Annotated in this window: 23 protein-coding genes; 3 read left to right on the top strand and 20 right to left on the bottom strand. The window is 67.6% G+C overall.

The window, feature by feature from the left end:
- Positions 1-425 precede the first annotated feature (425 nt).
- The 3 genes from ASD86_RS08615 to ASD86_RS08605 form a co-directional block, all read right to left on the bottom strand.
- The gene (locus ASD86_RS08615; RefSeq protein ID WP_056109462.1) at positions 426-2,027 is read right to left on the bottom strand and encodes a hypothetical protein; all 1,602 of its coding nucleotides are present in this window, start codon (positions 2,025-2,027) and stop codon (positions 426-428) included.
- 357 nt (positions 2,028-2,384) lie between these two features.
- The gene (locus ASD86_RS08610) at positions 2,385-3,098 is read right to left on the bottom strand and encodes an aspartate/glutamate racemase family protein (protein WP_056109461.1); all 714 of its coding nucleotides are present in this window, start codon (positions 3,096-3,098) and stop codon (positions 2,385-2,387) included.
- A gap of 61 nt (positions 3,099-3,159) precedes the next feature.
- On the bottom strand, positions 3,160-4,899 hold the full coding sequence (locus tag ASD86_RS08605; protein WP_056109459.1) for a M20/M25/M40 family metallo-hydrolase: 1,740 nt from the start codon (positions 4,897-4,899) through the stop codon (positions 3,160-3,162).
- A gap of 533 nt (positions 4,900-5,432) precedes the next feature.
- On the opposite strand from ASD86_RS08605, the gene ASD86_RS08600 reads away from it, so the two are divergent.
- A complete protein-coding gene (locus ASD86_RS08600; RefSeq protein WP_056109457.1) occupies positions 5,433-7,085 on the top strand; it encodes a phosphoethanolamine transferase in 1,653 nt (550 codons plus the stop codon).
- Positions 7,086-7,114: 29 nt separating this feature from the next.
- Here ASD86_RS08600 and ASD86_RS08595 read toward each other — a convergent pair whose 3' ends face one another.
- The 6 genes from ASD86_RS08595 to ASD86_RS08570 all read right to left on the bottom strand — a co-directional run bounded on the left by ASD86_RS08595 (position 7,115) and on the right by ASD86_RS08570 (position 13,659).
- On the bottom strand, positions 7,115-9,934 hold the full coding sequence (locus ASD86_RS08595) for a protein kinase (protein WP_056109455.1): 2,820 nt from the start codon (positions 9,932-9,934) through the stop codon (positions 7,115-7,117).
- Positions 9,931-10,476, bottom strand: coding sequence for an ECF-type sigma factor (locus ASD86_RS08590; protein ID WP_162253637.1), 546 nt, complete (start codon positions 10,474-10,476; stop codon positions 9,931-9,933). The genes ASD86_RS08595 and ASD86_RS08590 overlap by 4 nt, the downstream gene beginning before the upstream one ends.
- A gap of 195 nt (positions 10,477-10,671) precedes the next feature.
- Positions 10,672-11,310 carry a hypothetical protein gene (locus ASD86_RS08585; protein WP_056109453.1) on the bottom strand — a complete coding sequence of 213 codons (639 nt, stop codon included), beginning with the start codon at positions 11,308-11,310 and terminating at the stop codon, positions 10,672-10,674.
- A 36-nt stretch (positions 11,311-11,346) separates the two neighbouring features.
- A complete protein-coding gene (locus ASD86_RS08580) occupies positions 11,347-12,123 on the bottom strand; it encodes a transporter (RefSeq protein WP_235567705.1) in 777 nt (258 codons plus the stop codon).
- A gap of 116 nt (positions 12,124-12,239) precedes the next feature.
- Positions 12,240-12,611: a hypothetical protein gene (locus tag ASD86_RS08575; RefSeq protein WP_157476343.1), complete on the bottom strand. Its 372-nt coding sequence runs from the start codon at positions 12,609-12,611 to the stop codon at positions 12,240-12,242.
- A gap of 277 nt (positions 12,612-12,888) precedes the next feature.
- A complete protein-coding gene (locus ASD86_RS08570) occupies positions 12,889-13,659 on the bottom strand; it encodes a rhomboid family intramembrane serine protease (RefSeq protein WP_056109449.1) in 771 nt (256 codons plus the stop codon).
- 180 nt (positions 13,660-13,839) lie between these two features.
- On the opposite strand from ASD86_RS08570, the gene ASD86_RS08565 reads away from it, so the two are divergent.
- On the top strand, positions 13,840-15,009 hold the full coding sequence (locus ASD86_RS08565; RefSeq protein WP_056109448.1) for a class I SAM-dependent rRNA methyltransferase: 1,170 nt from the start codon (positions 13,840-13,842) through the stop codon (positions 15,007-15,009).
- Positions 15,010-15,238: 229 nt separating this feature from the next.
- Here ASD86_RS08565 and ASD86_RS08560 read toward each other — a convergent pair whose 3' ends face one another.
- The 3 genes from ASD86_RS08560 to ASD86_RS08550 all read right to left on the bottom strand — a co-directional run bounded on the left by ASD86_RS08560 (position 15,239) and on the right by ASD86_RS08550 (position 16,710).
- On the bottom strand, positions 15,239-15,475 hold the full coding sequence (locus ASD86_RS08560; RefSeq protein ID WP_162253636.1) for a hypothetical protein: 237 nt from the start codon (positions 15,473-15,475) through the stop codon (positions 15,239-15,241).
- A 19-nt stretch (positions 15,476-15,494) separates the two neighbouring features.
- Positions 15,495-16,283, bottom strand: a complete 789-nt coding sequence (locus ASD86_RS08555) for a hypothetical protein (protein ID WP_157476341.1) — start codon at positions 16,281-16,283, stop codon at positions 15,495-15,497.
- A gap of 103 nt (positions 16,284-16,386) precedes the next feature.
- Positions 16,387-16,710, bottom strand: coding sequence for a hypothetical protein (locus ASD86_RS08550; RefSeq protein WP_056109442.1), 324 nt, complete (start codon positions 16,708-16,710; stop codon positions 16,387-16,389).
- Between the two features lie 568 nt (positions 16,711-17,278).
- On the opposite strand from ASD86_RS08550, the gene rmuC reads away from it, so the two are divergent.
- Positions 17,279-18,934 (top strand): DNA recombination protein RmuC, encoded by a 1,656-nt coding sequence (gene rmuC, locus ASD86_RS08545; RefSeq protein WP_082578192.1) that lies wholly within the window; start codon positions 17,279-17,281, stop codon positions 18,932-18,934.
- A 135-nt stretch (positions 18,935-19,069) separates the two neighbouring features.
- Here the strand turns inward: rmuC and ASD86_RS08540 are convergent, their stop codons facing one another.
- The 8 genes from ASD86_RS08540 to ASD86_RS08505 all read right to left on the bottom strand — a co-directional run bounded on the left by ASD86_RS08540 (position 19,070) and on the right by ASD86_RS08505 (position 24,615).
- Complete coding sequence (locus tag ASD86_RS08540; protein ID WP_157476339.1) at positions 19,070-19,441, bottom strand: DUF3349 domain-containing protein; 372 nt, start codon at positions 19,439-19,441, stop codon at positions 19,070-19,072.
- A gap of 45 nt (positions 19,442-19,486) precedes the next feature.
- The gene (locus tag ASD86_RS08535) at positions 19,487-19,762 is read right to left on the bottom strand and encodes a YrhB domain-containing protein (protein ID WP_056109438.1); all 276 of its coding nucleotides are present in this window, start codon (positions 19,760-19,762) and stop codon (positions 19,487-19,489) included.
- 140 nt (positions 19,763-19,902) lie between these two features.
- Positions 19,903-21,198: an MlaA family lipoprotein gene (locus ASD86_RS08530; protein ID WP_343123602.1), complete on the bottom strand. Its 1,296-nt coding sequence runs from the start codon at positions 21,196-21,198 to the stop codon at positions 19,903-19,905.
- Positions 21,199-21,296: 98 nt separating this feature from the next.
- Positions 21,297-21,584, bottom strand: a complete 288-nt coding sequence (locus ASD86_RS08525; RefSeq protein WP_056109436.1) for an STAS domain-containing protein — start codon at positions 21,582-21,584, stop codon at positions 21,297-21,299.
- Position 21,585: 1 nt separating this feature from the next.
- Complete coding sequence (locus ASD86_RS08520; RefSeq protein ID WP_046658606.1) at positions 21,586-22,248, bottom strand: ABC transporter substrate-binding protein; 663 nt, start codon at positions 22,246-22,248, stop codon at positions 21,586-21,588.
- Entirely contained in the window at positions 22,245-22,811 is a 567-nt protein-coding gene (gene mlaD / locus ASD86_RS08515; protein WP_056109435.1) for an outer membrane lipid asymmetry maintenance protein MlaD, read from the bottom strand. The genes ASD86_RS08520 and mlaD overlap by 4 nt, the downstream gene beginning before the upstream one ends.
- 266 nt (positions 22,812-23,077) lie before the next feature.
- Positions 23,078-23,827, bottom strand: coding sequence for an MlaE family lipid ABC transporter permease subunit (locus ASD86_RS08510; RefSeq protein ID WP_056109432.1), 750 nt, complete (start codon positions 23,825-23,827; stop codon positions 23,078-23,080).
- Complete coding sequence (locus ASD86_RS08505) at positions 23,827-24,615, bottom strand: ABC transporter ATP-binding protein (RefSeq protein WP_056109431.1); 789 nt, start codon at positions 24,613-24,615, stop codon at positions 23,827-23,829. The genes ASD86_RS08510 and ASD86_RS08505 overlap by 1 nt, the downstream gene beginning before the upstream one ends.
- Positions 24,616-24,867: the final 252 nt, after the last annotated feature.

The raw sequence follows: 24,867 nt of genomic DNA, 5'->3' as shown, positions 1-24,867 counted from the left end.
CGTTCGATAGGCGGGCAGTGTCGCTGCATGTGGGGTTGGATGCCACCCGGGGGCGCGGGGCGCGGATTTGAATGCGGGTGGGTTGGCTTTTGTGGCGCGGTGGAATACGTCTTTGCGGCCACGCGCGGCAGCGGTGGTCGGCGCGTCGATACGTCCAAGCGCGACATCACCGCACATGCCAAAAAATCCGCCCCGAAGGATTCCCCCCTTTGAAAAAGGGGGGGGCAGGGGGGATTTGCTTTTGCTTGCAGATCGCGGCTAACCATCGAGGAAACGGAAACGGAAACGGAAACAGCAACAGCAACAGCAACAGCAAATCCCCCGCGCTACCAACACCATCGATCCTTCGACTTGCGCCGGGCGCTGGCCCCCTTTGTCAAAGGGGGCAGAAGATCGTGGCTTCGTTGCGCTAGAAAGCACGCCGATCAGTAATAACGGATGGACGGATCCCAGCGTGTGGTGTCGCAGAAGTTGTCAGCCTTCGGAGCGAGGATGAAGGACACACTGTCGCCCGCCGCAACGTTCACGCTTTGATTGATGCTCTTTCCGACGGTGTCGGCATTGTCGATGGCGGCGGCATAGATTTCGGTGCCGTTATGCACGACCGACACGTTCACACCGTCGCCGCACTGGATGTCGGCGTCGCGCACCGTCGCCTCGACGCGCACCGTGCCGTTCTTCGGCGCGATCCAGTGCAGCACCGGCATCTGGGTATTCGCGGTATGCATGGAATCGCGATAGATCCTCGCCCAGGCATCGGTGCCGTTCCAGTAACTGCTTTGCCAGGCCATGTTGGACAACGTGCTGCCGTTTCCGAACAGATAGCGCCAATAGCCCGATTGCGAACTGGAAAAATCGTCGGACTGCCGAAATGAATCCACCGAGGGCCCCAGGTTGATCTGCCAGCGATATATCCCGAACTGGGTCGCCAGCATGGTCGGGTCCTTCATGCAGTACAGATAGAAGTACTGCCCCACGTCGGCGTTGGTCGCGCCATCGCGATCGGCCACGGAGCAGTACTGATAGCCGGCGTCGGGCTTGAGCGTGCTGGGGCTTTCGTCGGCCACCACCATCGCCGGTTGTGCGCTCCAATGGATCGCATCGGTGGATTCGTAGAGCTTGATGCTGGAATTGACGCGCCCGCCCTGGCCATCCGACCAGGTCATGAAGGTCAGCGGCAGATAGAACTTGCCGTTGTAGCTGCTATGCACGGCTTGCGTGTGGGTGATGCCCCAAGGGGCGATGGCGCTGGGTTGCCCGCCGAGCCCGGCCTGAGTGAAACCGCTGCCGTCGTATTTCTTCCACAGATTGCTGCCCAGACTGCCGGCCGCGGCTGCCGCGATCACATCGGCCACCGGCGCGCGCGCGACCGCAATGCCGATGTGCTCCGGCGTGCCGTCGGTGGAGTCGATGAAGTAGATGTAGAAGTAACCATCCTTCACCAAATAGGGGACGCCCTGGATGTTCAACGGCTGCGCATCGCCGTTGGGGCTGATGATGCGGCCGAGGTAGTTCCAGGTATTGCCGTGATCCGACGACCACGCCAGTCCGATGCGGGTACGGCCCTGTACGTTGGTGGGGGTATTGCCGGAGTGGCCGACATTCTCTTCATGCACGAACGCCAGCAGGTTGCCGGCGTTGGGATTGGGCTGATACAGATTGACGAACCACAGGTTGGCCACGTCGCTCGGACCGATCTGGGTGAAGGCGGTATTGACGCCGTTGATGCAGTAGTTGGCGCTGTTGCGGTTGCAGGTCTCCTTGGTCCACAACGTGGCGCCGTAGGGATTGTCGAGCCCGCCCTGGTTGAAGGAGTGGGTGATCCCGCCCGAGTGCCGCCATTGCGAGGAGATCCAATAACGGCTGGTGCTGGTGACGAAGGTGGACAGTGGCCCATCCAACTGGGTGCCGGACAACGCGCCTTGGGTCATCTGCGCGGGTGTGGCGACGATCACCGGCGAGGTGATGCGCGAAGTTGTCGCGATCTGCGCCGCGGCGTCGACGGGAACCGAAAGCGCAGTTGCCATTCCCAGCAGGCCGACAGCGGTGACCCACGAGCGGCGATTCGAAAGTCGATAAAGCCAGTTCATTCGTATTCTCCCTGAAGACCCGCATGCGACACGCATGCGCCGGTCACCATGCGGCAACAGTATGGGCGCTCGTTGTCGCTACTTTTGCGACCACAGGACCGCTGTCGGCAAGAGCCATCCCGGCGAGAACGTCGAAGGTTCGAGCTAACCTTGCTCAACCACCGGCTACGGGGTTCTGCACAAGGAGTACAAGGCCATGGCCGGGTGGGCAGGACTTGGGCGTGGTCATATGAGATTGATCACATAGGCATTGCCCGCCGCGGCCGACGCGTGGCGCATTCGACCGCGTTCGACTCAACCCTCTCCGATCGACGCCAACGCCGCCGCGCGCGCATGCAGCGCCGTGGTATCGAACAGCGGAACGTCCACATCCGCCGGACCAATCAGCAAGCCGATCTCGGTACATCCCAGGATCACACCCTGCGCGCCACGCGCAGCCAGTTCGGCGATGATCCGCCGATAGCCCTCGCGCGATTCGTCGCGAATCCGGCCCAGGCACAGTTCTTCGTAGATCACTTTATGCACAAGATCGCGCCCATCGTGGTCGGGCACAATCACATCCAGCCCGTGCCGTTCGATCAGCCGCTGCCGATAGAAATCCTGTTCCATGGTGAAGCGCGTGCCGAGCAGGCCGATCTTGCTCAGACCCGCCGCGCGGATCGCCGAGCCGGTCGGGTCGGCGATGTGCAGCAGCGGCAGGCCGCTCGCGGCTTCGACCGCGTCGGCGACCTTGTGCATGGTGTTGGTGCAGATCACCAGCAATTCCGCGCCGCCGTCGCGCAGGCTGCGCGCGGCGCGGCCGAGCAGGGCGCCGGCCGCGTCCCAGTCGCCGGCGTGCTGCAGGCGTTCGACTTCGGCGAAATCCACGCTGTACAGCAGCAGCCGGGCCGAATGCAGACCGCCGAGGCGTTCGCGCACGGTTTCGTTGATCACGCGGTAATACGGCAGGGTCGATTCCCAGCTCATGCCGCCGAGCAGGCCGAGGGTTTTGGTGGTGGTCGCAGTCATGGTTCGAGTATAGCCATGCGTTGCGAACGCCCACGCGCGGTTCGGTTTCGGCGATGCGGCCTCATCGCGACGGCGATGCCGCCGATGTCGCATCCGCGTCCGGCTTGCCCGCATCCAAGCCGCCGAACCGCTGGCCGAAGAAATCGCCGGCGTTCCAGCGAGGCCGCCGCGGCGCGTCGGCGATCAATTGACCGATGCGCGCGTTGAGCTGGGCCAGGCGCGCGGCGTCGGCGTACTGGATCGGTTGTTCGGCGTCGTCGTCGGGCTGGTGATAGTGATCGGCGAGGAAGGCGCGGAACTGTTGGCGCGCATCGACGCCGGCATCGCGCGCGACCATGCCGCCGGTCAGATACACCGCCGGCACGCCGGTGCGGATGAAGGCGTATTGGTCGCTGCGGATGAAGATGCTTTCCTCCGGCGACGGGTCCGGTGTCAGCTCGACTCCGACTTCGGCCGCGGCCTGATCGAGCACCGCCTTCAGGCTGGAATGCTCGACTCCGATCGGCACCACGTCGCGGGTCGGCACGCGCATCACCGGCATGTCCATGTTGATGTTGGCGACCAGCGAATCGCGCGGCACGCTCGGGTTCTGCGCGAACCATTCCGCGCCGAGCAGGCCTTTTTCCTCGGCGGTGACCGCGACGAACAGCAGCGAGCGCTTGGGCGACGTTTTCGCCAATGCGATCTGCTGCGCGGTCTCGAGCATGATCGCCACGCCCAGCGCGTTGTCGAGCGCGCCGTTGTAGATCGCATCGCCCTTGACCGGCGCGCCGATCCCCAGGTGATCGAGATGCGCGCTGAACACCACGTGCTCGCGCTTGAGCGCGGCGTCGGTGCCGGGCAGCAAGGCGACCACGTTGCGCGACTGGGTCTGCTCGATCCGGTTGCGCGCCGACAAGGCGATGGTGCCGGGCAGATCGAAGCCGCGCAGGGTGCCTTCGCGCGCGTCGCGGAACAGCTCGGCCGCGGTGTGGCCGCCGGCGGTGAGCACGGCGTCGGCGCTGCCCGCGCTGACGTTGGCGATCACCGCCAATTGCGGAAACGTGTCGATCGCGCGGCCGTCGCTGCCGCGCAGGCGCATGCCCGGCCGCGCCCAGTTCTGCGCGCCGCGCGCCCACGGCTGGCGTTTTTCTTCGTCTTGCGTGGCCACGATCACCGCGCCGACCGCGCCGCGTTCGACCAGGGCGCGGAATTTTTCGCGGAACGAACTGTAGAACGCGCGCCGGTCGGTATCGAAGCGTTTGGGCGCGCCATGCATCAGCACCGCGATCTTGCCGCGCAGGTCCAGGCCGATGAAATCGTCGTGATCGAGCTCGGGCGCATGCACCGCCTGGCCGACGAACACCGCCGGCGCGGTCACTTGCGATTGCGCGCGGTCGAAATCGAGTTGCGGCAGGAACTGCTCGCGAAATTTCAATTCGACCGTGCCGGTGTCGCGCTGCACGATCAGGCTGCCGCCGCCGTCTTCGCGGCTGGCGCGCAGCAGCGGCACGCGCTGGAAATAACCGCCGTCGTCGCCGGCCGGGCGCAGGCCGATCGCGCGCAGGCGCTGGGCGACGTACAGCGAGGCCAGGTCGAAGCCGCGCGTGCCGGCTTCGCGGCCTTCGAGCAGGTCGTCGGCGAGAAAGCGCACGTCGGCCTCGATCCGGCGCGCATGCGCGCTGGCGGTTTCATCGAATCCGTCGGCCGCGGGCAGCGGCGCCGGGCGTTGACAGGCCGCGAGCAGCAGCGCGAAAACCGTGGCGACGGTGCGATACGAACGGCGGTGCAGACAACGGTACTGGAACGGCGTGCGCGGCATGCGGCGGCTCCCGGCGGTGGCTGGACGCCCGTGGCGCGGGCGCGCAGCGACGCTAGCACGCGGCGCGGGCAGTGTGCCTGGGCGTGGCCGATTCTTCGACGGACGGCGCCGACTCCGGGCGCCGTGGACCACCGTGCCGGCGCAGTTCGCCGCAAACGGGTGCGTCGTGGACAGCTAAACGCGCGGTTTGAGCCCGGCGTTACATTCGCTTACACCGCGTTACAAAACTTTGTCGCGGGACAACGGGGGTGACCGCGAAACTTGCGCATGTGGTGTGGTTTTTTCGACATTACGTTGCGTAGCGAAATGAATGCCGATTCACGATCGCCCAGAAAATGACGGAATAAATATGTAAATAAGCCACCACGATCGGCCCTGAATTCCGTGGCTTATCTGTTCCTTAACTTGCAATGTTTCGCGCCTGCCTAGTGTCCGCGATCAATCGACACCTGGCCCGCGACAGCATGCGTACTCCACCGTCCGATACTCCGCTTGCCACGCCATCGCGCACCGGTCCGGGATGGCGCGTGGCGATGCTGGTATTGGTCAGCGCGGCGACCACGGCGCTGTTGCTGCTCGACGATCGCCTGCAGCAGGCGGTCAGTTCCAATAATCGCGCGGTGCTGCAGCCCGGCTGGGTCGCGGGCCTGATGACGATCGTGATGTGCCTGTGGCTGGGCGCTAGCCGCTGGGCCGCGAATGCGGTGATCGCCGCGTTCGCGGGCATGCAGTTGTTCCAGCTGTGCCATATCGCCGCGATCGGCCGCGCGCTGACGCCGCTGGACGTGGCGATGATTCCGCATGAGTTGAGCGACATCGCGCAGGCGGTGCGGGCCGGCGCGGCGAGCCATTGGCCGACCTTGTTCGCCGGCGGCGTGCCGTATGCGCTGGCGTTCGCGATGTTCAACCTCGGCCTGCCGCGGCTGCGGCTGCCGCGCTTGCGCTGGGCCTTGTTGATCGTGGTGTTGGTATTCGCCACCCAGTTCTACAACGCCAGCCGCTACACCATGAAGCGGTTCATGCCGCGGCCGGAGCGCAGCTCGCTGCACAACTCGCTGTTGGCCTTCAGTTACTGCGCGGTCAATCTGGTCGGCAAGTCGGTGCGGCGCAATGTGCTGAGTTATCGGGCTTACACCGTCGTCGCCCGCGACGATCCCGACGCGGCCCGCGAGCGGCCGCGCGATCTGTGGCTGGTGATCTTCGATTCGACCCGCACCGATCACTGGGGCCTGGCCGGTTATGCGCGAGCGACCACCCCGAATATGTCGCGCTGGGTCGCCCAGGGCCAGGCGCGCTGGCATCGCGGCCTCGCCGGGGCGGTCTCGACCCGCGCCTCGCTGGGCCTGTTGTTCAACGGCGTGCGCGAGCCGGGCAACATAGCGCAATTGCGTTCGCACGAGGCCAATCTGCTGCGTCTGGCCAAGCGCGCCGGTTATCGCACCTACTGGCTGTCGACCCAGCACGCCGATCTGCTCGACGAGATCGATGCGCCCAGCATCGACGTGATCCGCACCCGCGCCAGCGACGAAGCGCGGATCGCCGCGGTCGGCGACGATGCGGTGCTGGACATGCTCGATGCGGTCGCGCCGGAGCGGCCGCGGCTGGTGGTGATGATGCTGCGCACCGCGCATATTCCCTACGACGACGCCTATCGCCGCCACGGCGGCGCGTATCGACGCTGGCCCGACGGCAAGGGGCTGACCGACGGCGCACGTCTGGTCAACGCCTACGACAACGCGATCGTCTATCAGGACGCGTTGGTCGAGAAGTTGTACCGGAGGTTCGAGCGCGGCGATGGCGACGGCCTGTTCGTGGTCACTTCCGATCACGGCCAGATGCTTGGCGAGGACGGGGTGTGGGGGCATAACGTGCTGACCCCGCAGATCGCCCAGGTGCCGATGTTGGTGCGCACCCGCGGCGCGGCGCAGATGCCGCTGGCCGGCAACGGCGACTGGCTGAGCCATCACGATCTGGCGCGCGCGCTGGCATGGCGGATGGGGTTTTCGATCCACAATCCCAACGCGCGCGCCGGAGTGGACTATCTGCAGGGTTCGGATCTGTTCGGCGACAACCTGTTCCGCGAGATGCGCATCGTCGACGGGCACCTTCGGCTGGGCGAGTTGTCCGGACTCGGGCATGCGCATGACGGGCATGCGCACACGGCGAGCGATCACGAGAGCGAGTGAGTCGCGACGGCTTCAGCCGAGGCTGACATTCACGACGAGGCTTCGCGCAGTTTCTTCTCGGCCTCGATCAACGGCGGCGCATCGGCTTTCAGATTCAGCCGCATCAGCGCTATCGCCTGTTGCAGCAGTTTGCGCGCGTCCGCACGCCGGTCCTGGCGCAAGGCGACGTCGGCGGCGACCAGTTGAATCTTCGACAGCATCACCGGGTTCTTGTAGGCCGGGCTCTGCGCGGCGCGTTGCAGTGCTTCATCGGCGAATACCGCCGCCTGCTTGAGATCGCCGCGGCCCATCGCGATCTGCGCGGCCAACGATGCGATCCCGGGCAGGAAGTTGACGTCTTCTGGTCGAGTCGCCACGTTCACTTCGGCGCGCGCCTGATCCAGATTGGCCTGGGCGCGATCGAACAGCTTGTTCATGGTCAGGGTCTGCACCAGTCGCAGTTGCGTGCCGATCGCGCCGTCGTCGTCGCGGGCCTGGCGCTGCAGGGCGATGGCGGCGTCGAAATCGGCGTAGGCCTGATCGAACCGTTGCAGCCGGGTGTAGGCCACCGCGCGCACGATGTGAGCGCGCGCGCGCCACGGCAGCGCGACCGGCTCGTGCTGGTCGCGCAGGCGCTCGAGCGCGCCGGTTTCCATCTCGATCGCGCGGTCGTACTGGGCGAGCGACTCGCCGTAGACGCCGCCCATGTTGATTTCCAGCATCGCCACGGCCTGCGGATCGAGCCCGATCGCCAGGGCGATCGCGCGGCCGCGTTCGAAGTGCTCGATCGCTTCCTTGCTGCGCCCGAGCACGTTCAAGGTGGTGGCGATGTCGTTTTCGATTTCGAAGGTGTAGCGGCTGCGTTCGCCATAGACCCGGTAGGCGATGCGCAGCGCCTGCTCGCCCGCGGCCAGCGATTCGGCGTAGCGCACCTGTTCCTGACGCAGGTTCAGGGTGACCCGGTACAGCTGATACCAGCTCAGGTGATCGGGGGCCCAGGCGGTCTTCGCGGCGCGCTCGGCGGCCTGCAAGCGGCGGTCGGCCTCGTCGAGCGCGCCGGCGCGCGCCGCGGGCGGGACCAGCGCGAGCAGCAGATTGGCGTACTGCTCGGAGCGTGTACCGCCGGCGGCCGCGAGCAACGCCAAGCCGCGCCTTGCATAGGTTTCGACCTCGTCGTCGCGGCCGGCTTGCACGGCGACAGCGATGTAATCGAGGTGGGCCTGGGCCAGGTCCAGTGGGTCGGCGCGTTGGCGTTCGCGCAGCGCGACCAGCTCGTGCAGGGTCTTGAGCGCCTCATCGTGGCGCTCCAGTGCGCTGAGCAGCGAACCGCGGACGCTGAGCAGGCGCGCATGCAGTTCGGGGTCGATCGGCGGGTGTTTGGCGAGCAGGGCGGCGGCGCGTTCGGCCGCGGCCAATCCAGGCCTGGGGTCGTGGGTGGCGTCGTAGACCTCGGCGATGGTGAGCCAGGCGACCGCGCGGGTGGCGTCGTCCTGGTGGCTGTCGGCCTGCAACTGCTCGGCCGCGCGCGCCAGCAGCGCCGAGACCGTGATCGGTTCGCCGCGCAGCGTGTTCGGCGAGGTCTGCGCGAGCACCGAGGCCAGGAACTGGCGCGAGGCCTCGGTGTAGCCGGCTTCGCGTTCGGCGCGCAGACGCGAGGCCTGGGCGACGCGCTCGGCGGCGAGCGCGCGTTGCCGTTCCACCTCCAGCCGCCACACGAACGCGCCGGCGGCGACGATTGCGAGCAGCGCCGCTGCGGTCGCCAGGCGGTGGCGGGCGACGAACTTGCGCAGGCGGTATAGCGGGCCGCCGCTGGCGACCGAAATCGGCAGGCCGTCGAGGTAACGGCGCACGTCGTCGGCCAGCGCTGCGACGGTGTCATAGCGCTCGCTCGGGTCTTCGGCGCAGGCGGTCAGTACGATCCGGTCGAGGTCGCCGCGCAGGCCCCGGCGCAGCGCGGCGTCGTCGGTTTGCCGGCTCGGCGCGAGCACCGGGCCGTCGCGGCCGCGCAGGTCCGACAGCTTGCGGCCGGTCGTCAGGTCGAACAGCAACGCGCCCAGGCCGAACACGTCGGTCGCGGTGGTGGCGGCCTTGCCGCGGCGTTGTTCGGGCGCGCCGTAGCCCGGGGTGAAGGCGACGGTGGTGGTCTGGGACGGGTCGGCGCCGTCGATCAGGGTGGCGATGCCGAAGTCCAGCAGCGCCGGGCGGCCGTCGGGGCGGACCACGATGTTCGACGGCTTGAGGTCGCGATGCAGCACCAGGCGCTGGTGCGCGTGCTGGACCGCCTCGCACAGGCGCAGGAAAAGCTGCAGGCGTGAGCGCAGCGAGCCCGGCGCATCGGCCAGGTGCTGGTGCAACGGCACGCCCTCGACATAGTCCATGACCAGATACGGCTGGCCGGCTTCGGTCAGACCGCCGTCGATGTGACGCGCGATCAGCGGATGGTCCAGGCTCGCCAGCAGGCCGCGTTCGCGCGCCATGCGCCGGATCGCGGCCTGGGTCGGCAGGCCGTGCAGCAATTTCAGCGCGAGCCGCTGCACGCCGTCGCCGGCCTCGCGTTCGGCCAGGAACACCGTGCCCATGCCGCCGGCGCCGAGTTCGTGCAGCAGCCGGTACGGGCCGATCGTGTGTGGCGTGCCGGCGGCGGCCTGGGCGGCGAAGGCGGCGGCCAGCCGGTCCGACAGCGGATCGGTCGGTGCGTCGGCGTCGGCATCACCGTCGTCCGCGGTGACGCGATCGAGCAGGCGCTGCACCGCCGCGCGCACCTCGGGATCGGATTCGTTGTCGAGCAGGTACTGACTGCGTTCGCCCGGCGGCCTGCTCAGCGCTGCATGGAAGGCCTGTTCGATCCGGGCGAATTGCTCCGGGGTCATGGCGCCAGTTGCTCGCGCAGCCAGGCCTTGGCGAAGCGCAGATCGCGTTCGACCGTGCGCACGTTGATCGCCAGGGCGTCGGCGATCTCCTGCTGCTTGAGCCCGACCAGGAACGCCAGCTCGATCACCCGGCACTGGCGCGGGTAGGGTTTGTCGAGCGCGACCAGCGCGTCCTCGACTTCCAGCCAGCGCTGATCCGCGGTCGGGCCGTGCGGCGCCGATTCGCGCGCCGGGTCGAACGCGGTGATCACCACGTCACCGCCGCGCTTCTCGGCCTGGCGTTGGCGGATCACGTCGATCAGGGTGCAGCGGATCGCGGTCGCGGCGATGCGGAAGAAATGCTGTCGATCCTGCGCCTGGATGCGGTCGTCCAGCAGGCGCAGCAGGGCTTCGTTGACCAGTTCGGTCGGGTCGATGATCGAGCGGCCCATGCGCGCCAGACGGCGGATCGCGATGCCCTTGAGTTCGCCGTAAACCAGGGCGTACAGCGCGTCGCGCGCGGACGCATCGCCGGCGCGATAGGCGTGCAGCAGACGGGTCACGTCTCCTTTCGTTTGCTCGTCCGCCAAGTCGGGTCCTCCTGACCACTCAAGCATACGACGGTCATGGTGCTTGCGCATGCCGACGCCGATTCGCGCGCGGGGATTGCTTCGTCCCATATCGGTGGAAAATCGCGATGGCGCATGCAGTCGCGTCATCGCCGCCGCGGCGTTAGTGCAACGCCGGTCGCCCGCCGCTTAAGGGGTCAACGCCGATTGGGGAATCGCCATCTCGACGCTGTTGATCTCGCCGAAGCCGAAGGCCACCGCTATCCCCAGCAGAATCAACACCCACAGCACCGCGCCGAGTGCGATCCAGGCGTAGTTCGCCGGGGTCAGGCGCGCGTTGGATTCGCCGCGCGGATCGCCGCAGGCGGCGTTGGCGGCGCGCTGGATCTGCAGCAGGCTCCAGCCCACCGGCAGCAGGGCCAGCACGCCGAGCACGTCGGTATAAGGCGAGCCGACGCCGCGCGAACTCAGCCGATCCAGCACGGCGTTGCCGATGCTCGCGATCACGTACAAGGTCGCCATCGCGCCCGGCGCCCACGCATGGCCGCGCCCGGCCTTGCGCAGCACCCCGTCGATGCGCGCGGTCAGCGCATGGGTGTAGAAGATCGAGAGCAGCGTGCGCGCCACCGGCCACAGGTACTCGCCGCTGGCGGCGCGATAACGCGCCCAGTGCATGTACGACCAATACAGGTGGTACAGGCCGAAGGTGGCGAAGAACAGGATGCAGAACTTGCGCGCGGACACGATGAAGAATTCGTTGCCGCGATCGGCCGGTCCGGCCGGCTGCGTCACCGCCGCGGTCGGCGGTGCGTAGAGGTTGGGTTCCATGGGGGTAGACGTGCTCCTGCGGACGAACGGAATCGATCAGTCGAACAACACGGCCACGCCGATCCCGCCTTGCAGGTCCGGGCTGTCGCGGTCCAGGCCCCAGTCCAGCGATGCATCGAGCTGCACGCGCGAGGTCGCCATCCAGGTCACGCCGGTGCCGGCGACCGAGGTCGTGGACTGGTGATCGGTGTGCGACACGCCGGCTTCGATATAGGCCCCGACCGTGTCGCTCAGGGCGACGCTGACGCTCGGCGACCAGGTCCAGGTGTCCTCGCCATCGCTGCGGTCGAGGTTGAAGTACAGCGCGCCGGATACGCGCTCGTTGAAGTCGTAGCCCAGGGTAGTGCCGAGCGTGTACTGGGTCGCGCCGTTGCTGAAATCGCGCGCGCCGCTGGCGGCGGTGACCGCGCCGAGCACGGCCCAGGAAAATTTATCGTGCGAGGACGGCAGCGCGATCTTCAACGCCAGGCCGGTGTCGCCGGCGCCGTGACGCGAGCGGCGGCGGCCGTCGTCGCGTTCGCGCAGATAGTTGTACGGCGAGGTTGCCAGTTGCAGCTCGACCGTGTCGCTCAGGCCCAGGCGCAAGGTGGTGTTGGCGTTGTACTGAGTGCTGCGGACGCCGCCGTCGTCGTCGCGCTGGAAATCGGGCAGGCCCTGTTCCCAGGCGAAACTGCCCTTGGGCAGGGTGCCGGTGGAGAAGGCGATGCCGGGACGGTCGAACGACGGCGCGTCGTCGGCGTGGGCCGGCGCGACCGCGCCCAGGCCGATCGATGCGGCCACGCACAGCGGGATCGAACTCGGTGTCATGCGCATGCCCGCGTCCTTCGCTGATGACGATCGCTCGATACGTCCAGGCGCAGTTTCCGTTCCCGCATTGCGTTTACTCCTTCGTTCCGGGCGCCGGGCGGCGGCACCTTACTGCCGCGCGCTTACAGCTTCGACCAGCGGCCCTGCTGGCTTTCGCAAGCGGCCTTCAACGCGGCGAGCTGATCGGGGGTGCGCTGGTAGTAGTAGATCTGCGCCGGCGCGCCGCGCGGCGAATCGCACTTGCCGCCGGCGCCGCTGGGGCAGGACGCGACCAGCCGCATGTCGACCTGGCCGCCCATGCCTTCCAGCCCGGGCGCCTGACCGCTGCACTGCACCTTCTGCTGACCCTCGGACAGGTTCATGTCGGTCTCGGTGCACTCGTTGATGACCTGACCCATGATCTGGCCCTGCATCATGCAGGCGCTCTTGGCATAGGCGAGCGGGCAGGCGAGCAGCAGGGCGGCGACAGCGAGCGGTGCGGTAAGACGGCGCATGGCGAGGGCTCCGGAGGCGATGGGAACCGCGACCTCGCAGGTCGCGGCAGCCAGGAGACGAAGCGCGTGGCGCATCGATGCGCCGCCGCGGTCCATCCCCATGGACACCGCATCACTCTAGCGCGCTTGGGTGACCGGTGGCACACGCTTGGCCGCGACGGACGGCGGCATGCGCCGCAAAGCGTGAAACCTCACCGCACGGATAGCGGCGCATGGTCGTCGTCCGCAGACCGGCGGGTCGTGCGCGCCGCAGCGATCGCGATCGCCGACGGCGTGCTTATTCTTCCTGCCCATTACGCGGCGGAAACCGCAGCACCACGCCGGTCTGATGATCGGGGCGGTTCCACAGCACCGGCACTTCGCGCGGGCTCGGCGGTTCGAGTTCCTCGTGCGCCGGGACCATGCTCTCGTCCTCGTCTTCCCAGCTGTAGCGTTTGCGCGGCGGCAGCGGATCGCGCAGGCGGAACACGAACGCGGCGATCACGCCGGCCACCGCGCCGCCCAGGTGGGCCTGCCAGGACACGCCGATCTCGCGCGGCAGCACGGTCAGCAGCATGCCGCCGTAGAGCAGGAACGCGATCATCGCCGCGGCGATCGACGGCCGGTCGCGGCGCAGCAGGCCCAGGGTCATGACCAGGAACATCAGGCCATGGGTCACGCCGCTGGCGCCGAGGTGATAACTGCCCGGATCGCCGAGCAGCCACGCGCCGACACCCGAGCCGATCCATATGATCGGCAGCGCCCGGATCGTCGCCTTGGGATAGACCGCGCCGGCCAGGGTGCCGAGCAGCAACAGCGAGGTCGCGTTGGCGGCCAGATGCTCGACCGAGCCGTGCAGCAGCGGCGCGGTCACCAGCCCGATCAGGCCGTGCAGCGACCACGGCTGCACGGTGAAGGCGCGCACGTCGAAGCTGCTCTGGGCGGCGAACACCGCCACCAGCAGCAGCACGAACGCCAGGCTGGCGTTGAGCGCGCGCAGCAGGCGGCGGCGGTCGGCCTTGCGCTGGGCCGGGGTGTCGGGGACGGGGGCTTCGGTGGGCAGTTGCATGCAAACCAGATTGGCACCGCCGGCGACCTTTGCAAGCCGGCCCGGGCGGGCTTCTTTGTCCCACCCACGGGAATGTGGCCCCGGTCAACAACCGGCCCAGGCCCGCCGGGGCGGACACCGGCGTCGGGGCTACGCCCACCCGGCCGGGGAGGAATCGCCCGGCCCCGGTAGAATGGGCCGATGAATAACGAAATCCCCACCGTACGCCTCAAGAACGCCTGGAAATCCACCCACCCCTGGATCTTCCAGCGCCTGGTCGACAAGCCCGCCCAGCGGCCCAAACCCGGCAGCATCGTCAACGTGGTCGGGGTCGACGGCGTCTGGATCGGCCGCGGCTTCTACAACGGCCATTCGCGCATCGCCCTGCGCATGCTCGAAAACGACCCGGACGTCGAAGTCGATGCCGAGTGGTTCGCGCGCAAGATCGCCGCCTCGGTGTCGCTGCGTCGCGACGTGCTCAAGCTCGATGAGGTCAGCGACGCGTGGCGCGTGGTGCATAGCGAGGGCGACGGGATCAGCGGGCTGGTCGTGGACCGTTACGGCGATCTGCTGGTGGTCGAGTACTTCAGCGCCGGCGCGTTCCGCCATCGCGAATGGATCTACGACGCGCTGCGCGCGCAGTTCCCGGGCTGCCGTTTCTACGCCTTCGCCGACGAGCACGTGCAGAAGCAGGAAAGTTTCGACTTCCGCGGCACCGAACCGGTCCCGCCGTCGACCATCACCGAATACGGCATCAAGTTCCGCGCCGATCCGGCCGGCGCGCACAAGACCGGTTTCTTCGCCGACCAGCGCGAGAACCGCGAATGGCTGTCGCAGCAGGTCGCCGGCAAGCGCGTGCTCGATCTGTGCTGCAACACCGGCGGCTTCGGCGTGTACGCCAAGGCGCGCGGCGCCGAGGAAGTGATCGGTGTGGACATCGACGCCGACGTGCTCAACATCGCCAAGGGCAACGCCAAGCTCAACGGCGCCAACGTCAAGTTCGTCCAGGCCGATATCTTCCCGTACCTGCGCGACATGGGTAATGCGGGCGAGCAGTTCGACGTGGTGATCCTGGATCCGGCCAAGATGACCCGCGATCGCGAGCAGGTGATCGCGGCGCTGAAGAAATACCTCGACATGAACAAGCTGGCGCTGGGCGTGGTCAAGCCGGGCGGTTTGTTCGCGACCTTCTCCTGCACCGGCCTGGTCAGCGAAGACCAGTTCCTCGACATGCTGCGCCGCGCCGCGTTCTACGCCGGCCGCACCGTGCAGGTGCTGAAGGTCTCGGGCGCGGGCGCGGATCATCCGTGGCTGGCGCAGGTGCCGGAGTCGCGGTATCTCAAGGCGGTGTTTTGTCGGGTGCTGGATTGAGGTGAGGTGGGTTGCGCGTGGGGTTTCGCGCAGCAATCCGCTTGCGACGTAATGTTCCCTCTCCCGCTTGCGGCGACCGAAGGAAGTGCAGAGCAGAGAGGGCTAGGGTGAGGGGATGAGCGCCGAAGGCGCGAACGCCTCTGGCTTTCGTCATCCCTGCGGCCCTCACCCCAACCCTCTCCCGCAAGCGGGAGAGGGAGCACTACGCGGGGGAGACGGAGCAGAACGATCAGTCGGACGCCCGAAACCCCATCACATGCCGCGCCTTATAGCTATCGGGCCGATACGACACCTCGCGCGCCAACGCATCCAAGAAGCCCGACTCCCCGATCCGCGCACGTTCGCCGGCATCGAGCTCGATCGTCAGCTCGTACATGGCGATCGTGCCGCACAGCACCGACAGATAACGCCGCTCGCCGTCGGCGTACAGCGTCCAGGTCCAGTCGCGTTGGTCGATGAGTTGCATTCTGGTTTCGCCCATGCGTTCAGCCGAACATGATTTGGACAGAACCGATCACGCCGACGAACTTCCACTGTCCTCGCTGGAGCGCGAACAGTTCCATTCGATCGTGCTGGCCCGAGTTGCGGTAAGTCGTCTGGACATACAGCAGGGCCTGATCTCCGCGCGCTGACACGACCGGCCGGCTGATCCGGAGGATGCCGTTAGCCTGCGGATATGCTCGGTAGAAGGCCGGCGGAATCCCGCAGTAGAAAACCGGCGGGTCCTCCATCATCGAAAAAATGGCCGCTACGCGCTCGCGATCGACCGGAACGACGCCGGGCACCGACAGTGCGTCCAGCGGCTGTTGTCCGACGTTGAAGCGCCGCAACGCATCAACCAGCGTCTCGGACAGATTCCTATCGATCAGTTGGATCGGCCGGTCCCGGGAATTGCGCGGATCTTCGTACCATTCCGGTGTCAGCTCGCTGCAACGCTCCTGACTTTTCCGACGCTTGCCGCAAATGGATATCGTGGCGTTTTCCAATGCGAGGCGACGTCGCGTTCCATTCGCGTCGAACGTCGGCGACTGTTCGGTGGACTGCTGATGTTCGACGACCGCGATCAGAATCGCGCGCTGTTCGGCGGCCGTCGCCACGCGCGGTGGATCGACAGGTGCGTCGAATGCCTTCAGTTTCGAAGAATTGGCCACGACGACCAGCGCCACCGCCACCACGATGCAAGCGGCATACAGCACCGACTTGAAAAGTGACGGAGCACGCGCGTCGCGGCCGTGAGGCCTGTCGTTCGCCGATCCGGAAGACGATGCAGTCATGGCAGGGCGTCCGTGCGCGCTTGCGCGATCGCAGCAGCGTAGGCGCACGCACGACCGGCGGGCAATACATTCAGTCGATCGAAAGCCGGCGCCGGTTTCCCGCTCAGTCCTTCCACCACAGGATCGTCGGCGGATCCTCGGGACGGGTCTGCTCCAAGCGCTGCAGCGCGCCCACGTCCAGGCCGGGCAGATGCACGCTCATCGCCATGGCGACTTCGCGATACCCCGGCCAATCGGTGCGCAGTTCCAGGCGCTCGCCGGTCGCGGTGCCGACTTCGACGAAGATCAGCCGGCGCTCGTTCGCGTCGATCGCGTAGCCGTCGATGCCGTCGATGTCGGTCCAGCGGATGCCGTGGATGCGTCCGGCGCCGTCGTCGCGCCACACGCCGCGCGGATCGGCGTACAGCCTGGGATCTTGCGGGTTCATGCGAACGGTCCTTGCACGGACGGGGCGGCGGCTGCCGAACCGGTGGGCGGCCAAGATTGGCACATCGGATACGCCCAATCGGGTGCCGTATGGAACAGAGGAGGCGTGGCCGAGTGGTCAAATGTGATTGTCGTCACGCTTACTCCGGGCATCGGATCGGTCCCCCAGCCTCGCCTACGCGCTACGCACCGGTTGCGACGGCCAGCCACGACCGCCCCCTGTAGGAGCGACGCAAGTCGCGACCGCGAAACCGCGCTTGCGTCGCAGGCAGGGATGCCGCGATCGCAGCCGGCGACCGAAGCAAGTCCTCCTGGAACACCGTTCGTGCATCGAGAATCGACGCCATCGCAGTGCGGCAACCACAGACCTACCACCCCACCCGCACCGACCCGCTTCACCCCACGCCGCCCCCGCGTCGCAGGAGCTGAGACTCACCCGTTTAGACTGGGGCCCTAAACTTGCGTGTCCTGGCTGTCCCAGCCGCCCGATCCGTGCCCGCCCCCGCCCGGCGGACCACCGCCGCGCCCGCGGCCACGCCGTCGCCCCCTCCCGCCTTGCAAGAGTCTCCATGCCCCTGACCGCCGCCCTGCTCGCCATCGTGTTCGCGTCGCTGATCGGCGCCGCGCTCGCCTGGCTGCTCGCCCGCGCCGGCGCCGCGCGCGCGCTGGAGGCCGCGCGCGGCGAGCTGGGCGCTCAATTGAACGCGGCCAACACCGAGCGCGCGCAGTTGCTCGAGCGCAGCGCGCGCATTCCCGAACTGCAGGGCCGGCTGGACGAACTCGAGGACCTGCGCGACCGCCTGATCCACGACAGCGGCCAACTGCGCGAGGCCATCGGCCGCGCCAGCACCGAACTGGAAAAGGAACAGCAGGCCCTGCAACGCCTGCGCACCGAGCTGCAGGACGCCGAACGCCTGCGCGACGCGGCCAATGCCGAGCTGCAGCGGCGCAGCGTCGAACTCAGCCGCATGAGCACCCAGCTCGATGCCGAGCGCAGCCAGTCGCAGGAAAAGATCGCCCAGCTCAAGGATGTGCGCGACGAACTGACCACCCAGTTCAAGAACCTCGCCAACGACATCCTGGAAGAAAAGAGCAAGCGCTTCACCGAACAGAACCGCAGCCACCTGGGCCTGCTGCTCGATCCGCTGCAGCAGAAGCTGGCCGAATTCCAGACCCGGGTCGAAACCGTCTACGACAACGAAACCCGCGACCGCACCGCGCTGGGCGAACAGGTGCGCCAGTTGATGGCGCTGAACCAGTCGCTCAGCGAAGACGCGAAGAACCTCACCACCGCGCTCAAGGGTTCGAGCAAGACTCAGGGCGCGTGGGGCGAGTTGATCCTCGAACGCGTGCTCGAGTCGGCCGGGCTGCGCAAGGGCGAGGAATACGACGTCCAGGAAAGCCACGGCACCGAGGACGGCGAGCGCCGGCCCGACGTGACCATCCATCTGCCCGAAGACCGGCATCTGGTGATCGATTCCAAGGTCTCGCTGGTCGCGTACGAGGAGTACGCCAGCGCCGAGGACGAGGAGCAGCGCGGGCGCGCGATCAAGCGCCATCTCGACTCGGTGCGCGCGCACATGCGCGGCCTGTCGGACAAGCGCTATCAGGAGCTGTACGGCCTGCGCTCGCTGGATTTCGTGCTGATGTTCGTGCCGATCGAACCAGCCTTCATGCTCGCGGTCACCCACGACCGCAATCTGTTCATGGACGGATGGCAGCGCAACGTGCTGGTGGTCAGCCCGTCGACCTTGTTGTTCGTGCTGCGCACCGTCGCCCACCTGTGGCGGCAGGAGGCGCAGAACCGCAATGCGCAGGAAATCGCCAAGCGCGGCGCGCAGCTGTACGACCGGCTGTGTTCGTTCGTGGCCGACCTGGAGAAAGTCGGCGACCGCATCGACCAGGCCAAGGTCAGCTTCGACAGCGCGCGCGACAAGCTCAGCCGCAACAAGGGCAGCGTGATTCGCCAGGCCGAGATGCTGCGCGACATGGGAGTCAAGCCCAGTCGCGCATTGCCGGCGAAACTGGTCGAGTTGTCGGCCGACGACGCATTGGCCGACGACGGACTCGAACCCGACGGCCCGCGGCCGATCGAGGGCGCGGCGGGGTTGTTGGCTGCGGAATCCGACAGCCCGGATAATTCAGACGATGCGGGCGCGCGAGCGGACGCGGACGAAAACGCTAGCGACGGTGACGGCGTCGGCGAGAACCGCGGCGAGGCCTGATCGATCTGTCGAGGTTGGTTGCGAGAGAGTTTCAGCCCCGACGGTTTTCGCTCCGCGACGAGGAAGTATCGATGCGATCTGAAACAAGAGCGCCGGGGCTGAAGCCCCACCCAGCAAAGACCTCGAGCGTACGTGTCAGGGTTGTTCGAGCCACTGCGCAAAACCTGCCGCATCGAGCCGATCGCGCACCGCGGACGCGGGCAACGGGTCGCTGAGAACGCGCAATACGTCGTTGTAGCCCGAGCGCGCGTGGTCGTTCCAGGTATCGGCCAGCCGCGCGAGATTGCTCTGGCTCATGTGTTCGGCCAGCACGCTCAGCAGCGGCAGATAGTCCGCTGCGGGAATCCCGCGCGGGTAGGCGCGCGCCACCAGCTCGGCCGTGCCGCGAAGGTGATCGGGAAGATTGGATGAAGTCATGGCGTGAGCCGAGTCGAACCCTGTGGCGATGCTGATTGCGATGATCGTGCGGGTCAAGACAACTTCGGCCGCGTGCGGCAGGCCAGCCATGATCGGTCCTGACCGGCAGCGCGCGCCGGCGACGCGCGCGAACACCTACAACGCCCTGATCGCGTCCTCCCAGTCGCAGTAGGTGGGCAAGTCGATAACAGTTCCATCGCGCTCGACCAGAATAGGTCCATTGCCGGCCAACATCGCGTTGGTGTTTCCGGTCTGCACGAATTCGCGGCTGTTGTAGAAAAACACCCAGCCGCGCGCTGTCTCGCGGGTGTGCTCCGGGACGAGTACGAACTCTTCCTGCGCCTGCTGCGCGTGGCTCGCGATCCTGGTTTGGGCGAGATGCCGCGCCGCTTCGAAATCGATCGCCGCCATATCCGATTACCCAATTGAGCGATGTCCGATCTTGTCGGTTCGTAAGGCAAAGATCGCATCGCCACGGCGCAAAACAAAACGGCCCGGATTCGCATCCGGGCCGTTCGTGGATCCAACTTTGCAGCGACCTCGCGCGGCGCTCAGCGACCGCCGTCGGTCGGCATCACCGGCATCGCATCGGCCGGGACGCTCGGGTTGCTGTCGTCCTGCAGATAGTCGGGCAGCTGCTCGTCGCTGTTCTTGTCCATGCGGTCGCCGAAGATCTGGTAGTCGCGGCGTTGGGTCCACGAATCGCGCACCAGCGCGTATTCGTCCTCCGCGCCTTCGCGCAGGCTGTCCAGCGGCAGCAGCTGGGCGCGCACGTCGACCAGTTGCAGGCCCTGCAGCGGGATGCGGATGCGGTCGCGATCGACCTGACGCAGCGGGCTCAGCGGCGCATCGCCGAGCGCGCCGAACGCGTCGCGCACGGTGCGCGGCCCGAACAGCGGCAGCTCGAGATAACGCGAACGCTTCCAGCCCCAGATGCCGAGGGTCTGGCCGAAGTCTTCGCTGCGGTTGGGCAGCTTGGCGTCGCTGGCCGGATCGAAGATGCCGGCGATGCCCAGGGTGGTGTTCAGCGCGAACCGGCCCAGCGATTGCGCGGCCTGCTTGGGCTTGCCCTGCAGCAGCGCGTTGAGCGCCGACACCGGCTGGCCGAGGTTGTTGAAGAAGTTGCTCACGCCCAGCCGGATCGGACGCGGCACGACCTTGGTGTAGGCGCGCGCCAGCGGCCGCGCGATGCCCTTGTCCACCGCCATGTTGAAGCGGTGCATGCGGCGGTTGTACTTCTCCCACGGATCGTAGGCGCCGGGCACGTTGGCCGGCGCCGGCAAGGTGGGATCGGCGACCGGGTCGTAGGCCTGCGAGTTGCCGTAGATGTCGTCGAAGTCGCGTTCGGCGGCGGTGCGCGGGTCGGCAACCGGTTCGATCGGCTGAGCCGCGGCCGGGTCGAGTGACGGCGGCGCGGGCGGATCGACCTGCGCCAGGCTGTAGTCCAGGTCCAGCTCAAGCGGCACCACGGCGAAATCGTCGCCGTGCGCGGCCGGGGCCTGCTGTGGCGATGAAGCTTCGGCGATCGCGGTGGAGGTCGCGCCGGCGTTCGCATCGATCGGCGCGCTCGCGGCGACGCCGACCGCGGACAACGCGGTCGCCGAATCGGTCTGCACCGGCAGCTGCGACGAGGCCGCGACCGGTGCGGATTCGGCCGGCGCGGGCTTGATCAGGTCGGACTCGATGACGGCCGGCGGCGGAGCCTCGGCGGCGACCATGGCCGTGCTCGACGCGGTCAGGCCGGCGGCGCCGGAGGAATCCGGGCTCGCGTCCTGCGCGAGGGCCGGTGCGGAGTGCAGCGCGGCCAGGATCAGGCCGAGCGCTAAGGGGAGTGCGTGGGGGCGCATGGTTGCAGTCTAGTCTTCCGTTACATCGGTGGGGGCGGCCAGGCCACGTCCGTGGGCGTCGGCGACCGCAACTGTGAACGTGGTCGGATGCGGCGCGATCAGCTGGCGAAACCGAGCGACGCGTCGAGCCGGTACGCCGCGCGCAACTCGGCCAGTCCGGCCGGTTCGCCCTGCACGTCCACGCCGGGCGCCTGCTCGGCCAACTCGGCCAGCAGCGCCAGTCCGGCGCTGTCGACCGAACTGACCGCCGACAGGTCGAACCGGCGCGCGCCGGCGACCAGCGCGCGCGCCTGCGGCCACAACGCGGCGGCCGCGTCGCGATCGAGCGCGCCCGTGAACACCAGGGTGTCGCCGTCCTTGCGCAGGCTGGCCACGGCCGCGCTCATCTCAGTTGCCGCTCGCCTGGGCCTGCAGCTTGCCGGCCTTGATGTCGGCGGCGACCTGGGCGATCGACTTCTGGTTGAGCGGGGTGTCGAACTGGTTGCGGAAGGTCTGCACGAAGCTGACGCCTTCGACCATCACGTCGAACACCTTCCACTGCGCGCCGTTCTTGCGCAGCAGGTAGTCGACCGGCACCGGCTCGCCGCCCTGGCGCAGGAACTCGCTGGACACCTTGACGATGGCGCCGCCGCGCAGCGGGGTCTCGGACTTGATCCGGACCTGCAGGCGGGTGTTGAAGTCGAGCAGGGCCGAACCGTAGCGCTGCATCAGGCTGCCGGTCAGCGCGTCGGCGAACAGGCCGACATCGGCGTCGGACGCGCCGCGGCCGTGGGTGCCCAGGACCAGGCGCGCGGCGTAGTCGCGGTCGAACACCGTGTTGAACTCGGTGGTGATGAACTGGCTCAGCGCGGCGCGGTTCTTGCTGAACTCGGCGCGGCGCGATTCCAGGGTCGACAGGATGCGGGTGCTGTTGGCCAGCACCATCGCGCTGGGCGAACCGGCGGCGGGCGCGGCCTGACCCGGGGCCGCGGTGGCCTGGGCGAACGCGAACGAGGGAGCGCCGGCGATCAGGGCCGAGGCGAGGACGGTAACGATCAGGGAACGCTTCATTTCTTGGTCTCGTCGGAGGGGGCGGCTTGTTCGCCCTGGAGGTAATCGGGAACGCCGGCGTCGGCGGGCTGGGCCGCGGCCGCGCCGCCGCCATTGCCGCCTTGTGCGCCACCGCCGCTGAACATGTACTTGCCGACCAGCTGGATCAGGTCGACCGCCGGCTGGGTCAGGAAGATCTTGTCGCCGGGCTTGAGGTTTTCCGGGTCGCCGCCGGGGCTGAGCCCGACATAGCTCTCGCCCAGCAGGCCGCTGGTGAGGATGCCCGCGGAGGTGTCGGCCGACAGCGTGTAGCGCTTGTTGATCGCCAGGGTCACCACCGACTGGTACTTGACCGGGTCGAGCGAGATATCGGTCACCTGACCGACCGTCACGCCGCCGATCTTGACCGGCGCGTTCGGGCGCAGCGGGCCGATCGTGGTGAAATCGGCGGTGATGTTGTAGCTATCGCCGCCGAAACCGAACTTGCCGTTGGTCGAGGCGATCGCCAGCACCAGCAGCGACGCCAGGGCGAGGAGCAGGAACGCGCCAACGGCGAATTCGATGCGGGGACTGCGGATGGACATGGCACCACCTTGGGGATAAAGCCCGCGTGGATCAACGCGGCTGTGGGAACGGTATGCATGGAACGGTGTGGATGCCGCGAAGGATGAGGCCCCCGCGGCAGCTTGAAAGCCCCNGCGCGGATCGCGCTGCAACCTCACTCGGGCCCTCATCCGCCCTTCGGGCACCTTCTCCCGCTTGCGGGAGAAGGAAGGTCAAACAACTCCTCCCGCTTGCGGGAGAAGGAAGATCAAGCACTCCTCCCGCTTGCGGGAGAAGGGAAATCGAATTACCTGAACAAGAACGCCGACATCACGAAATTGAACATCAGTACCAGCAGCGAGGCGTTCACCACCGCGCGGGTGGTCGCCACCGAGGTGCCTTCGATGGTCGGCTCGGCATGGAAACCGACATAGGCCGCGACCAGCGCCGCGGTCCCGCCGAACACAGCCGACTTCACGAACGCCATCAGGAAGTCGTTATAGAAATCGACGCTGTCCTTGAGCACCTGCCAGAACGTGCCGGCCTGCAGGCCGATCACGTGGACCGACTCGAAATAACTCGCGCTGATCGCCAGGCTGCAGAAGAACCCGGTCAGCAGCGGCACGCACAGCACCGCCGCCCAGAACCGCGGCGCCACCGCCTTGCCGATCGGGTCGATCGCCATCAGGCCGAGCGCGGTGATCTGGTCGGTCGCGCGCATCAGGCCCAGTTCGGCCGCGATCGAGCTGCCGGCGCGGCCGATGAACAACAACGCGGTCAGCACCGGGCCCAGTTCGCGGTACAGGCCCAGACCGAGCATGGCGCTGACCTGGTTGGCGGCACCATAGGTATCGAGCGCGCGATAGCCCAGCAGGGTCACCGAAAGACCGACGAACGCGCCGCCAACGGCGATGATCGGCAGCGATCGCGCGCCGATCTTGTAGATTTCGCGGACCAGCTCGCGGAAGAAGTCGGCGGTCGGCTTGGACGCGCGCAGCACCGACAGCGAGAACAGGCCGGCGCGGCCAAGCGAGCGGGTGGCTTCGATGAAAGGCATCACGCGGCCTCCGAGGTGCGGGGGGCGGCGTCGAAGCCGATCGGACCGTCGGGCTCGCCGCGCAGGAACTGGCGAACCAGCGGGTCGGTGCTGTGTTCGAGTTCGGCCGGGGTGCCGGAGAACACGATGCCGCCGTTGGCGATCACGATCGCGTGGTCGGCCACCGGCAGGGTCTCGTGGACGTGGTGGGTGACGATGATGCTGGTCAGGCCCAGGGTGTCGTTGAGGCGGCGGACCAGGCTCATGACCACGCCGGACGCGATCGGGTCGAGCCCGGTCAGCGGTTCGTCGTAGATCATCAGCGGCGGGTCCAGCGCCAGCGCGCGGGCCAGTGCGACCCGGCGGGCCATGCCGCCGGACAGCTCGCGCGGATACGCGTCGGCGGCGGCGCGCAGGCCGACCGCGTGCAGCTTCATCAGCACCAGCCGGCGGATCAGCGCGGGCGGCAGTTTGGTGTGGGCGCGCAGCGGCAGCGCCACGTTCTCGGCCGCGGTGAGGTCGGTCAGCAGGCCGTTGCCTTGCAGCAGCACGCCGATGCCCTTGCGCAGTTCGAGCAGGTCGCGCTGGTTCTGCGGCACTTCCTGGCCGAACACTTCGACCTTGCCCGAGGCCGGCGCGAGTTCGCCGGTCAGCGCCGACAACAAGGTCGACTTGCCGCTGCCCGACGGACCAAGCACCGCGACGATGCTGCCGGGCGGCACCGACAGGTTGATTCCGCGCAGCACGCTGCGGCCGCCGCGGTCGAGGCGGAGGTCGGTCAGGCGGACGATGGGCGTTGGCGTCGTCATGCGGGGCGGCAATCCGTGCGGGAATGGGCGAACGGCGGAACCAGGGGCCGGTCAGGGCTGCGGACGTTGAGCGCCGCGGACGATCAGGGCCGGCGAAGCGGCGCAGCTTGGCCCACTGCGGCTGAACGGGGGTGGAGCGTCGGACATTGTCGCAGCTTAGCCGGCCGGGCCCGTGCCTGTACCGCAACGGGGTGTTTGACCGGTGGGGTCGGTGGGTGGGGCGATGGTAATGGGGGGCGATTAAAACGGTTT

Origin of the sequence: Lysobacter sp. Root690, from assembly GCF_001427785.1 — a bacterium.
GTDB lineage: Bacteria > Pseudomonadota > Gammaproteobacteria > Xanthomonadales > Xanthomonadaceae > Lysobacter.
This window is presented reverse-complemented; position numbering and strand designations above follow the sequence as displayed.